Here is a 13,664-nt window from a genome sequence, read left to right as displayed (position 1 = left end):
AGAATGTAGAAGTTATAGGGAAGTAAGAACCGCACTTCATTATTGATATTTAATGTCAGTTGAAAATTTAGGCCGTGCAATAATTTTAACACAAATTCGTTTATAACTTTAATATCTAATTTAAAAACACCTCTCCTTACACCTTAATTTTACAAGATTAATAAAGTTAGAATCATTTTCTAACGATTAAATTGATAGTGATTTTATGCGCAAGGCAGGTCTTATTTTATTATTGTTCCTAAATATTTATGGTTTTTCGCAATCAACAGAGCGTTATGTATCCGAGTATGCACAGTTCTATAAGGCGGCAGAATTGTTTGAGAAGGAAAAATACAGTGCTGCACAAGAGGAATTCAATCAATTTGCTGCAGATTTGGGAGAGATTAACAATCCATTCTATGTAAAGGCAAAATATTACGCGGCTTTAAGTGCATTGAGGCTTTATCATGCAGATGCTGAGCGTTTGTTGTTGAATTTTTTAAAAGAGTATCCTGAGAGTATATATAAGCAATCGGTATACCTTGAATTAGGGCGATATTATTATCAAAAAAAGAAATATGATAAAACCATTGACTGGTTAAAGCAGATTGATATTTACGATTTGGAAGAGGAAGATAAGCAAGAATATTATTTTAAATTAGGGTACGCTCACTTTCGAGAAGATGAATTGAAACCGGCTAGAGATGCTTTTTATGAGATAATCAATGTTGAAAGTCAATATCAATCACCAGCACTTTATTATTATTCCCATATCGCCTATACCGAGAAGAGTTATCAAACAGCATTAGAAGGATTTACCCGATTGAAATCAGACCCTAGCTTTAAAGAGGCTGTGCCATATTACATCGCTCAAATTTATTACTTGCAGGGTAAATATGATATGTTATTGGAATATGCCCCCGGGGTTATCGATTCTACCAATACTAAAAATCAAATTGGGATGTCCCAATTAATTGGTGATGCTTTTTATCGTGTTGGAAAATATGATGAAGCAGTTCCGTTTTTGGAAGAGTATAATGCCAAGAGTGCAACCACGCGAGATGAAGATTATCAACTTGGGTATGCTTATTATAAAAGTGGGAATTATGAAAAGGCAATTCCTGTATTTGATAAAGTTTCAAAAACGAAAGATGAATTAGGCCAAATTGCGTTATACCATATTGGGGAATGTTATTTACAAAGTGATTCTTATTTATATGCTCGAAACGCCTTTGAAGCTGCATCTGTTTTGCCGTTTGATGCTGATGTTGAAGAGGATGCATTGTACAATTATGCAGTATTATCTTATAAGTTGGACTATAACCCTTTTGATGAGGCCGTTGAGGCGCTGAATCTATACTTGGAGCGTTATCCAAAATCTCCTCGAAAACAAGACGTATATCAATATCTTGTTAATGTTTACACCACAATGAAGAATTATAAATCGGCAATTGCATCTATTGACAGAATTGAAGACAAAGACTTTAAAATGAAAAACGCCTATCAAATTATGGCCTACAATTATGGAGTTGAGTTGTTTGAAAACGGTGAAATGAAGGATGCGATTGAAGCCTTTAAATTGGTGAAGAGGTTTCCGATAGATCCAAAATTAAACGCAATGAGTTTATATTGGCAAGGTGAAGCAAATTATCGAATTGCAGATTACAATGCTGCCATTGTAGATTACCGTAAGTTTATAGATGAACCTGGGGGGTATGGTTTAGAGAATCATAATGATGCCTATTATAATATCGCGTATTGCTATTTTAAGCAAAAGGATTATGAAAGTGCTATTCAATCATTCCGCATTTTCACGCAGGATCCAAGTGAAAACCACAAGGCCAAATTGACCGATGCATATTTAAGAATAGGGGATTGTTATTTCGTTAATAAAGAAGATGAAAACGTAAAACCTGACGATGATAATGCTATATTGTTTTACCAAAAAGCTATTGCTTCTGGTGGAGGTCAAATTGATTATGCTAAATATCAAATAGGATTGTCTTTTGGATTTAAAAAGAACTACAAAGAAAAGGCTTCATATATGTTGGATATTGTGAATAATCATTCCAAGTCTATTTTAGCTGTACCAGCTTTATATGAAGTGGGAGAGTCTTATCGTTTAATGTTAGATGAAGATGATCCATCGCATAAAGCGAAAGCCTTAAAATATTATAATCAATTATTACTTGATCATCCTAGTCACCCCAAAGTAGTTGACGCCATTTTTCAAATAGGGATGTTACACTTTATAGCAGCTGACTATTCGCTTGCTGAGAAACAGTTTTTAAAAATCATCAATGAATACAGCGATTCTGAGAAAGAAAAAGAGGCCTTAGAACGGTTACAGGATATCTATACCAACCTAAACCAACCTGATAAATATATCGATTTATTAACGCGTTTAGGTCAAGATATTAATCAAGAAGCTAAAGACACTCTAATGTTCAATTCGGCGTACAGAGCATATGAAGATTCGCTTTACGCTAATGCCGCATCGTCCTTTCAAAAGTATATTGATCAATTTGAAAAACCATTGCAAGAACTGGATGCTCTGTTTTATTTGGCTGATTCTTACCAACAAATTGAAGAAAAAGATAAGAGTATAGAAATCTTTAAAAAACTACTTAAAAAGCCAACCAATTTCTATTCGGAAAGAGCTGCTGCAACTGTTTCAAAATACGAATATGATACCGGTAACTATAGCAATGCCTTGGAATATTATGCTATACTTGAAAATACTGCATCATATCCTGAAAATAAACTTAAAGCTGAAATTGGGATGATGCGATGCTACGCATTTGAAGAAGAATTTGGCGTAGCGAAAATTTATGCAAGTCGTGTTTTGATTGATCCGTTAGCACTTGAGAACGTAAAAATTGAAGCGGAATATGTGTTAGGAAAAGCAGCCTTCCAATCGAATGATTTTGAAGAAGCCCTTTCTGTTTTTCAAGCTGTAACTGAAAAAACTTCAAGTGTGCTAGCAGCAGAAGCGCAATACCATATCTTGCTAATCTATCATTTACAAGAAGAATATAAAAAATCCGAAGATGCTGTAAGAATATTAATGAAAAACTATGCGGGTTATCAATACTGGATGGCAAAAGGGTTAATTATTCAAGCAAAAAATTCGATTGGAATTGATGATTTTGTGCAAGCTGAATTTACAATTAACAGTGTGTTAAAAGGTTATAAGGTTACCGATGATGGTGTTCTTGATGAAGCAAATGAGGTGATGGAAGTAATCCAAAATCATTTGAATAAAGAAAAGGATCTTGGTCCGCAAATCGATGATACAATTGAAATAGGAGGTGGTAATGAAGAATAAAATTCTACAATCAACAATAGCAGCTTTTTCCTTTTTGATAGGTGCAAGTAGTTTCGCGCAAGGTGATAAATACGAAATTATTTCTCAAGCTAATCGACCAATTTCACCGTCTTATAAAATAGCTGATAAACCGGCTATTATAGACACCGTTATTCCAATACCAGATATTTCATACCCTTTGCTGTCAAGGAACATGCATACGGAAATTTCTTTGGATGAAATCGAGGCGTCTAAGATTAGAATTGTCAAAAAGCTGGATAAGTTATATCCGGGTTATGTCAAGTTGGGTATCGGCAATTATGCGAGTCCTTTGGGTGAATTCTACTATAATTCTGTTCGGAATAGAAGATCAAGTATGGGGGTTCATGTTAAACACAATTCATCATTTGGAAACATCAAAGATTATGCGCCAAGTGGATTTGATCAAAGCAAAGCGCATTTGTTCGGCGAATTCTTTACAACCCGACATAAATTTGAAAGTGATATCAATTACTTGAATCATGGTTATCATTATTATGGAATATTGGATACGCTTGATTTAATCTCAAACGATTCTCTAAAGAACAGAGTGCAAAGCATAGGTGGAAACTTTAAGTTTTCGAACTACGAGCGAAAAGACAGTGCAAAATTACTTTATACGGTTAAAACCGGTTACGATTATTTTCACGAATTTGACCCGAAAGATGAAAATCGAAATGCCAAGAATACAAGTTTTAATATAGGAACAGAATTAGAGTATAAGTTAAAGCAAAATGTCTATAACGCCGCGTTTAATATTAAATATAATAAATATAAATTTGGCGATGAAAACCCTAATCTACCAGTTGGTTTTTGGCATAATGATAATAATACGATCGTACAATTAAAACCTGTTATTTCTTCTTATGGTGATAAATGGAAAGTGGTATATGGTGCCGATATAAATTTTGATTTTGGTAGCGATGAAGTTTTTAAAATTATTCCTGTTGTTGAAGGTAAGTATAGTTTATTTAATAATATGTTCATTCCTTATGCAGGAATAGGTGGAGGTGTTCAGCAAAATACATTTAAATCGCTGAACAGAATAAATGAATTTATTGCGTCGGAACAGAATTTGAAGAACACTAAGGAATTTAAGTTTTATGCTGGGATTAAAGGTACATTATCTAAAAAATTGTCTTTTAATATAGCTGTCCATTCCACTAATTTCTCGGATATGGCGCTTTTTGTCAACGATACAATTTGGTCTAACCTGTACGAGTTTAACATAGTATATGATCGAGTTAATGCCTTAGGTATTGATGGGAGCATTTCATATCAAGCAGCAGAAAAATTGAAAATAGATGCTATTGTGGCTTATAATCGTTACACCGCCACAGATGAACTATATGCTTGGAACATGCCGGCATTAGATATGAAGTTAAGGGGAGCTTATAATTTGTTTGATAAAATTTATGTCAAGGCAGATTTAACCCTCTTGGGTGGAAGAAAATCACCAGAAGGTCTTTTTACAACGAATGATGATGATGAAGATTTTGATCTAGGTTTTGTTGCTGATGCCAATCTTTCTGCAGAGTATCGCTATAATAATCGAATTTCAGGATTCATCCAATTTAATAACCTAGCAGCTCAAAAATATTACCGATGGAACAGGTATAGAGTTCAAGGTTTTCAAGTTTTAGGTGGCGTAACATTTGCTTTCTAGACAATAGTTAGGTCATACTGAAATAGATTTGAATTTTGTACGTTAGTGCAAACAGGCACAAAATGTGTTATCTTCAAAGCATGAAATTAGTTTTTTGTTTATTCCTTTCTGTAATTAGTATTTCTGCTTTTGCCCAAAATAGGGTGTTCGTTGTAGAAGATTCTATTTCTGGGGAATATTCAAGCTTTTCTGTTGATAATTTTGGACGCGTATATTTGTGTCAGGAGGATGTTGTGGAACTTTATTATGATCAAAATGATACCGTTTTTACAGCCTCACTCAAATCTTTTCGGCCAACGTCTATGGAGAGTTCTAAGTCGTTTAGAACCTTGTTGTTCGATCAAGAACGATCCGTGCTACACTTTTTTGACAACACTTTGACCGATTTGCATGGTGAAATTAATTTAGTGGATCAAGATATACAGCAACCAATTTTGGTTTGTGAGTCCTTTGCGGGAAATAATTTTTGGGTGTTAGACGGTGGTATGATGCGGTTGATAAAACTCAACAAAGATCTTCAGTTTATTACACAAATTGAAAACCTTGTAGCACTGTTTGATCATGATGAATTGCCTTCACAAATGGTTGAATACAATGATTTTTTGTACATCCTGATTCCGAATAAAGGTGTTGCTATTTTTGATATTTTTGGAACTTTTATAAAAATTTACCCAACTAAAGCAACGGCTATCGGAGTGTTGAATGATTATTTGTTATTGCAAACGGGAAATAAGATTGAAGCCGTTAAAAATGATGCTTTTCTAATGGCTGAATTTACCTATGATATTCCCCCAGGCGTAAAAGCCTTTTACTTTTCAAATCGTAAGGTTTATTTTTTGTTAGAGAGTACGCTTTTAATCGGTCAATATCAGAAAATAAATTCAAAAAAATAAGTCCCTTTAAACAAACGGTTTTTAGTTCGGCCATCGCAAATAATAATTCTCAGTGAGCTTAGTTGACAATCCTTAATGGCTTTCCTTTAGTTTAATTATATTTGTTCCCGTTATACAAACAATAACAGATGAAAAAATTTTTCCAGTTTTTTATTAGTAAGCAATTTTTATATAATCTCATTGCAATTGCAATAGTATGGGCCGTAATAATTTTTGCTGAAATGGCTTATTTGAAAAGTTCCACCAATTTTGGGGAGAAAATTGAAGTGCCGACTTTCTATAAAATTCATATGGATGATTTGGACGAATTCATCAGTGGAAAAAACATAACTTACACCATACAAGATTCTGTGTACATGGATGATTGGCCAAAAGGCACAGTTTGCTGGCAATATCCCAAGCCAACTGATTCCTCAGGAATGTCTGTAAAATCTGGACGCGAAATTTTATTGTCAGTTGTCCCTATAAATCCCCAAATGATTAAAATGCCAAAGGTTACTGATATGTCGCAGCGAATGGCGGAGTCAAGCCTCGAAGCGATCGGTTTACGAACCAAGGTTAGTTATCAGCCGGCCTCAGAAGGCAAAGGCTTCGTGCTCAAACAAACTTTTAAAGGGAAAGAGATAAAACCAGGTACTGCATTACCAAAAGGTTCACGTATAGAGTTGGTTGTTGCACAAGGTTCAAATGGTGCTGCGACATCGCTCCCAAATCTTGTTGGACTTACAATAAGTCAAGCAAAGGAACGTTTAAGTAATTTAACATTATCCCTTTACACGGACTGCATGACTTGTGAAACGGAGACCGATTTTGCAAATGCAGTGATTACAGAACAAAACCCTAGAGGAGGAGAAGGAGTGAGTATAGCGGCTGGATCAACAATAACAGTTTGGGCAACCAAGGCAGAGTAATAAGTGTAAACGGTTGTAAAAGAGGTTAAACATGATTAGAATATTTTTTTTAGGGCTTCTACTATTGAGCTTAATTAGTTTTGGGCAAGAAAGATTGACTCCTTTGCGCTCAAATACTGCTATTTTCCAACCTGCAGCTCAAACAAGAGCAAGTGAATTGAATAGCCTCGATAGTACATTTGTCTTTGAATTTACATCACTGGATTTAGAGTATGTACATGATGATTTTTCAACTAATAAGTTTGAAATGTATACGCCGGACTTTGATGAGGATGGAGTAACGTCAGAGTGGTTTTACCGATTAATGGACCCTACCAATACAACGCCTCAAGATCCTAGCTTAGTTTTTTGCGACTCAGCTTACTCTAAACATGATACCGTAAAAATAGAAGACGGTTTGTTGATTGATGTAGTCAGTCATCATCCTTTTACAGCAGAAGATATTTGGGTCAATGATTTGGATTTTTATCCTGTTGCAGGTGGAATTAAATCGGTTTTCCAGGAATGTTATGTTTTAGTCGATACAATAATTGATGGTGTTTTGGATGATGATCAAGATACGCTTTGGTATAATTTACCTGGCGATCCAAACTACGTTCAAGATAGTGCACATGTTTTCACAAAAGTAGTCACTGACACCAATAGTTTATGGGTCGATAATTATGCTTATCGAAATTTTACCTTTGCTGAAAATCCATGGTCACTCGGAGTGGCAACTTTTGATGGTGTTGATGAAAATGGAAGGCCTTATGAGTTTGGAAATGAAGATGCTTATGGCATAGCGGACTATTTAACTACTCGCCCTATCGACTTGTCTGTGGCTGATCCAGGAGATGATTTTGTGTATTTAACCTTTTTGTATCAAGCTGAAGGATTTGGGAATATGCCGGATGAATTTGACTCTTTATTAGTGGATATTTGGCATAGTGATGAAGAGGTTTGGACAACTTTGCCATGGGCAGGAACCCATGAGGTGGGGCCAGATCAATGGGATACTGCTCGACTTGCTATACCGTCTTCTCACTTTTTGGATGGCTTTCGCTTCCGATTCAAAAATTATGCTTCATTGTCTGGTGCGTTAGACCATTGGCATATTGATTTTGTATCACTAAGAATTGATGTGTTGCCTGAAACGCCTAATTTCTCCGATATAGCAATCGCGTATCCGGTGAATACCTTTTTAAAAGATTATACAGCAGTACCTTGGGATCATTACATCAATACTTCAGGAAATGAAAAAATGATATCGGATTATCAACTACAGGTATATAATAGTGATTTAACACCTACTAGTTTTGCTCCAGGAACCTTTATTATTGAAAAAGATGGGATTCTACAAGGAGCTAGTCCGTATGCAATTCCTTCAAAAGGAGATCCTGATAATCCTGATTATTTGTTGAAAACCGACACCGTAATATTTAATGTTGGAGGAGGTTATTTCTTTGATCAAGCAGCAGGTGGCGATCAGGCACGATTTGATGTTAAAGTGAACATTTCAACGGCAACGGAAGGCTCAAATCGTTTCTTGTCAAATGATACATCCCGTTTTACACAACATTTCGCAAATTATTATGCCTATGATGACGGGTCTGCGGAAATGGCTTATGGCATAGAAGGAGAAGGCGCTTTGATGGCGTATAAATTTGAAGCTTATGAGCCTGGTGAACTTACAGGAATTTTAATGCATTTTGTACAGTCCGTGACCGATTTTAGCGATGAAATATTCTTCTTAACTGTCTGGGATGATGATGGGGGTGAACCAGGGGAGGTAATTTATCGTGACAATTTTTTTACGGCACATTCTCCCAAATACGCATGGACACAAAACGGTTTTAGTTATTACACTTTTACAAATGATGAATATTTGGTGGATGGTTATTTACCCGTTGGAGAGGTTTTTTATGTGGGCTGGGAAAATGTGGAGTACAACCGTCTAAACATCGGCGCAGATATGAATATTGATAATGGGGATAAAATTTTTAGAAATACCTCAGGCGCCTGGTTAACCTCTGCTTATGAATTATCACTACTCATTCGCCCTGTGTTTTCAACTGCCCTCGATTATACCTTGTCAAATGAACGACAAGTATATTCGGCTGTGGATGAGCAAGTCATTAACCTATACCCTAACCCCACACAAAATAATTTTCAGATTGATGGTTTGCCACAAGAATTTGTACTGAACTTATATGACCTGAGTGGGAGAGTGGTCTTGCAACAAAGGCATGAAAAATCAATGGATATATCGCATCTAGAAAAAGGAGTTTATATTGTTGATGTTCGTGCTATGGATGGTTCTGCTATCTTTGCAACTAAGTTAATAAAAGAATAATGACAGAAGAATTAGAGGAGGACGCGTTTTTGGATGATGAAGAAAATCAACAAGATGACTTGTATGAACATCATCGTTTAGTCGCAGATGTAGGGCAAGAGGCAATAAGGATTGATAAATTTTTAATGAAACGATTGCCTAATGTATCTCGCAGTCGTTTGCAAGCCATCGCTAAGGCGGGAACTTTGTTCGTGAATGATAAGCCTGTAAAATCGAATTACAAAGTAAAACCAAATGATGATATCTCTGTAGTTTTACCTTATCCTGTTCGTGAAATAAAACTTGTTCCAGAAAACATTCCCTTGGAAATATTGTATGAAGACGATCAAATGGTCATGGTTAATAAGCCCTCAAATATGGTTGTTCATCCAGGTTATGGAAATTATTCAGGCACCTTATTAAATGCTCTGGTATACCATTTTGACTCCCTTCCACAGCGTGACGATTACTATGGTCGGCCGGGGTTGGTTCATCGACTAGATAAACATACAACAGGAATCCTTGTGGTAGCAAAAACTGAAAACGCCTTAACAGCATTGGCAAAACAATTTCATGATCGGACGAGTGATCGATTGTATTATGCTCTGGTTTGGGGAGATGTAGAGGAAGATGAAGGGACAATAACAGGGAATATTGGACGGTCTAAAAAGAATAGAAAAGTTTTTCAAGTTTATGAGGATGAAGAAGAATACGGACGTCATGCAGTAACCCACTATAAAGTTGTAGAGCGATTTCGTTATGTAACACTGGTTCAGTGTAAATTAGAGACGGGAAGAACTCACCAAATACGGGTTCACTTCAAACATATCGGTCACCCTCTTTTTAATGATTTGGAATACGGGGGGAATAAAATTTTGAAAGGAACCACTTTCACCAAGTATCAGCAATTTATAAACAATTGTTTCAAGCTCTTGGATGGTCAAGCTTTGCACGCTAAAACACTTGGTGTTTTCCATCCTGTTACAGGTGAAAAAGTGTTTTTCGAATCTGAACTTCCTGAAGGTTTTTTGAAACTACTTGAGAAATGGAGAGTATACAGTAGAAACACCTAGAACAATTAAGCAGAATTTAATAGGCAAAAAATATGTATAAATCAAATAAAATCTTTATTTTCGCCTCTTGAGTATTAAGCTTATATCAGAAAAGTAAATTTTATGAAATCACTAAACATTGTATTTTTATTCATTGGATTAATGGCCTGGGGATATTCTGCAGTAGCACAGCCGGAAAGGGCAGCGACAAGGAATTATTCTGGTGAGGCTGGTAGAATGTGGGAAGCAGGAGCTTATGCTGAGGCTGCTGAGGCATTCAAGTTAGCTGCTGAGAAGATTAGTCCAAAAAATGAAAAAGCAAGACAAAAAAAGGCGTACTACACCTACATGTCAGGACGTTGCTATGAGTTGTTAAGCGAGCATGCTGCCGCAGAACAACAGTATGAAAAAGCAATTCTTTTACGTTATGAGCAATTCGAGCCACAAGTATTCATGCGTGCAGCTGAAATGCAAGTAGCTCAATGTAATCACGCTGATGCGAAAGAGAATTATAAAAAATACTTAAAGCTTGATCCAAACAGTGATATAGCAAAGATTAGACTTGAGTCTTGTGATTTTTATGCGGAGGCAACAGAAACTCCAACGAAACATCTTGTTTCAAACGTAACTAAACTTAATACTTCATCATTCGATTATGCAACAGTAATGGCCCCTAGAGGTAAAGAAATGTACTTTACTTCTTCTCGACCAGGGTCTATGGGAGAAGAAACTGATCCAATTACAGCAGAAAGCTATATGGATTTATGGGTTTCTAAAATTGATCGTCAAGGAAACTGGGGACAACCAATGCCTGTTGAGGAACCAATTAACTCTGTTCATAATGAAGGAACAATGTGCTTCGATAGTCGTGGGAAAACAATCTGGTTTACACGTTGCCCAAGTGAGCCTAAAATGCAATTAGGTTGTGAAATCTATATGGCAGAACAAAGAGGTTCGAAATGGGATGATCCGGTTAAATTAGAATTAAAAGATCACGACTCTACAAATGTTGGACACCCAGCAATTTCTCCTGATGGTAAAACCTTAATTTTTGCATCCAATATGGCTGGTGGTTTTGGTGGAGTTGACTTATGGATGTCAACTTACGATAGAAGATCTGATTCATGGAGTTTACCAGTGAATTTAGGAGAAGAGATTAACACAGCTCAAGACGATATGTTCCCTACATGGGGGCCTGAAGATAATCTTTATTTCGCTTCTGACGGACATGTTGGTTTAGGTGGATTAGATATCTATATGGCAACAAAAATTGGAGACCAAAACAAATGGGAAAATCCTACAAATTTAGGTTCACCTATGAACTCTTGTCGCGATGATTATCATATCATTTATACAGAAAAAGGTAAAATTGAGAGAGGTTATATTTCTTCAAATAGAAATGGTTCTAAAGGAAATAACTCACAAGATATCTGGGATTTCTATTTACCGCCAGTATTGGTTGATGTAATGATTTTAGTTTCAGACCTTGATGATGGTTACCCAATTGAAGGTGCTAAAGTTAAATTAGTAGGTTCTGGTGGTTCTAGCTACGATTTAGTTACTGATGCTTCAGGTCAAATTAATTTAGGTGAAAAACCTGATGGTACGCGTTATGTTGAGCCTGGTGAAACTTGGACCTTAGAAGTTGAAGGTGTTGAAAAATCTTACCTAGGAGCAAATGATAACTTTACAACTGAAGGTATCGGAACAAACACAAGAGTTATTCGTGATTTGAAAGTTTTAAATATTGAAAAACCAATTCGTTTACCAGAGGTTCGTTACCCATTAGGTTCAGCTGAATTATTGGTTGATACAACGAACGAGGATTTAAGTCAACGAATTAATTCTAAGGATTCATTGAATTATCTTTATGACCTTTTAATGGAAAATCCAAACCTAATTGTAGAGTTAGTTTCTCATACGGATTGCCGTGGTTCTGATGCTGCAAATATGAGACTATCTAAGGCTCGTGCAGAATCTTGTGTACGTTATTTAGTTGAGGAAAAGCAAATTGATCCTGTTCGATTAATCCCTAAAGGACTCGGTGAAACAACGCCAGCTACTTATAAAGAAATCGTTGGTACGGATACAACAGAAATCTTATTAGAATGTAATATGATTAATCAATTGAAAAATTCAGATAAAGAGTTGTTTGAGTTTTATCACCAAATTAATCGACGTACAGAATGTGTTATCTTAAGTTTTGATTATGTACCGCCAGTAGGAGAAGGTACTGAAGAAAATTAGATAAACTAAAATTTTACTAAAGAGCACTCAATCACTTCACGGTGATGGGTGCTTTTTTTATTTTTGCATAAAATTAAAAGAATGAATAAGGAAAGGTATAATTCTAGAGGTGTTTCGGCGTCCAAAGAGGATGTTCATAACGCAATTAAAAATATTGATAAAGGCTTGTTTCCACAGGCGTTTTGTAAAATTGTACCGGACTATTTGACCGGTGATGAGGAATATTGTGTTGTCATGCATGCCGATGGTGCAGGTACAAAATCCTCACTAGCCTATATGTATTGGAAAGAAACAGGAGATACTTCTGTTTGGAAAGGTATTGCGCAAGATGCACTTATCATGAATATTGATGACTTATTATGTGTAGGTGCAACAGAAAATATTTTATTGTCTTCTACCATCGGTCGAAATAAAAATAAAATTGATGGAGATGTGCTTTCAGCCATTATTAATGGTACTGAAGAACTGTTAGAGGACCTGAGAGAACATGGTGTTCAAATTCATTCTACTGGAGGAGAAACAGCTGATGTTGGAGACCTTGTAAGAACGATTATTGTGGATTCGACAGTCGTTGCACGAATGAAGAGATCTGATGTAATATCTAATCATAAAATACAAGATGGAGACGTGATTGTAGGTTTGTCATCTTCGGGTAAAGCGACTTATGAAGCTGATTATAATGGCGGAATGGGTAGTAATGGTTTAACCAGTGCAAGACATGACGTTTTTGATCATTATTTAGCTGATAAATTTCCGGAAAGTTTTGATCCAGAAGTACCCAAAGAACTTGTCTATAGCGGTTCAAAAAAATTGACAGATCCGGTGGAAGGTTCGCCAATAGATGCTGGGAAATTAGTGTTGTCGCCAACACGTACTTATGCGCCGGTTATTAAGGCTATTTTGGATACGGAAAGAGCAAATATTCATGGAATGGTCCATTGTTCAGGTGGTGCTCAAACCAAAGTACTTCATTTTGTTAAAGATTTACATGTGGTAAAAGACAATATGTTTCCTGTACCGCCTTTGTTTAAACTTATCCACGATGAGTCGCAAACAGACTGGAAAGAAATGTATAAAGTATTTAATATGGGGCATCGAATGGAGATCTATTTGCCAGAAGAACATGCCCAAAAAATTATTGACATCTCAAAGTCATTTGGAATTGATGCACAAATTGTTGGTCGATGCCATGCTCATAAGGGGAATAAGTTAACCATAAACTCAGAGTTTGGTGAGTTTGTTTATGAGGATTAAAGTGC

At 36.0% G+C, this 13,664-nt stretch carries 8 protein-coding genes; all 8 read left to right on the top strand.

What is annotated here, in order from left to right:
* Positions 1-205 precede the first annotated feature (205 nt).
* A complete protein-coding gene (locus A8143_RS09930) occupies positions 206-3,307 on the top strand; it encodes a tetratricopeptide repeat protein (RefSeq protein ID WP_070138033.1) in 3,102 nt (1,033 codons plus the stop codon).
* On the top strand, positions 3,297-4,991 hold the full coding sequence (locus A8143_RS09925; protein ID WP_070138032.1) for a TonB-dependent receptor: 1,695 nt from the start codon (positions 3,297-3,299) through the stop codon (positions 4,989-4,991). The genes A8143_RS09930 and A8143_RS09925 overlap by 11 nt, the downstream gene beginning before the upstream one ends.
* A gap of 80 nt (positions 4,992-5,071) precedes the next feature.
* Complete coding sequence (locus A8143_RS09920) at positions 5,072-5,884, top strand: hypothetical protein (protein WP_139134323.1); 813 nt, start codon at positions 5,072-5,074, stop codon at positions 5,882-5,884.
* A 128-nt stretch (positions 5,885-6,012) separates the two neighbouring features.
* Positions 6,013-6,795, top strand: a complete 783-nt coding sequence (locus A8143_RS09915) for a PASTA domain-containing protein (protein ID WP_070138030.1) — start codon at positions 6,013-6,015, stop codon at positions 6,793-6,795.
* Positions 6,796-6,826: 31 nt separating this feature from the next.
* A complete protein-coding gene (locus tag A8143_RS09910; protein WP_070138029.1) occupies positions 6,827-9,127 on the top strand; it encodes a T9SS type A sorting domain-containing protein in 2,301 nt (766 codons plus the stop codon).
* Positions 9,127-10,179, top strand: coding sequence for an RluA family pseudouridine synthase (locus A8143_RS09905; protein ID WP_070138028.1), 1,053 nt, complete (start codon positions 9,127-9,129; stop codon positions 10,177-10,179). Before A8143_RS09910 ends, A8143_RS09905 begins: the two co-directional genes overlap by 1 nt.
* Before the next feature lie 102 nt (positions 10,180-10,281).
* The gene (locus tag A8143_RS09900; RefSeq protein ID WP_070138027.1) at positions 10,282-12,405 is read left to right on the top strand and encodes an OmpA family protein; all 2,124 of its coding nucleotides are present in this window, start codon (positions 10,282-10,284) and stop codon (positions 12,403-12,405) included.
* Between the two features lie 81 nt (positions 12,406-12,486).
* A complete protein-coding gene (locus A8143_RS09895) occupies positions 12,487-13,659 on the top strand; it encodes an AIR synthase related protein (protein ID WP_070138026.1) in 1,173 nt (390 codons plus the stop codon).
* Positions 13,660-13,664: the final 5 nt, after the last annotated feature.

It is taken from the genome of Crocinitomix algicola (assembly GCF_001661595.2).
Taxonomy (GTDB): Bacteria; Bacteroidota; Bacteroidia; order Flavobacteriales_D; family Crocinitomicaceae; genus Crocinitomix; species Crocinitomix algicola.
The sequence above is the reverse complement of the archived record's forward strand: the minus strand, read 5'-3'. Positions and strand labels throughout refer to the sequence as shown.

What these genes read in the sequence shown, in the direction of transcription:
- A8143_RS09920 (WP_139134323.1), top strand. Translation starts at nt 5,072, where the DNA reads ATGAAATTAGTTTTTTGTTTATTCCTTTCTGTAATTAGTATTTCTGCT.
- A8143_RS09895 (WP_070138026.1), top strand. Translation starts at nt 12,487, where the DNA reads ATGAATAAGGAAAGGTATAATTCTAGAGGTGTTTCGGCGTCCAAAGAG.
- A8143_RS09925 (WP_070138032.1), top strand. Translation starts at nt 3,297, where the DNA reads ATGAAGAATAAAATTCTACAATCAACAATAGCAGCTTTTTCCTTTTTG.
- A8143_RS09900 (WP_070138027.1), top strand. Translation starts at nt 10,282, where the DNA reads ATGAAATCACTAAACATTGTATTTTTATTCATTGGATTAATGGCCTGG.
- A8143_RS09930 (WP_070138033.1), top strand. Translation starts at nt 206, where the DNA reads ATGCGCAAGGCAGGTCTTATTTTATTATTGTTCCTAAATATTTATGGT.
- A8143_RS09910 (WP_070138029.1), top strand. Translation starts at nt 6,827, where the DNA reads ATGATTAGAATATTTTTTTTAGGGCTTCTACTATTGAGCTTAATTAGT.
- A8143_RS09915 (WP_070138030.1), top strand. Translation starts at nt 6,013, where the DNA reads ATGAAAAAATTTTTCCAGTTTTTTATTAGTAAGCAATTTTTATATAAT.
- A8143_RS09905 (WP_070138028.1), top strand. Translation starts at nt 9,127, where the DNA reads ATGACAGAAGAATTAGAGGAGGACGCGTTTTTGGATGATGAAGAAAAT.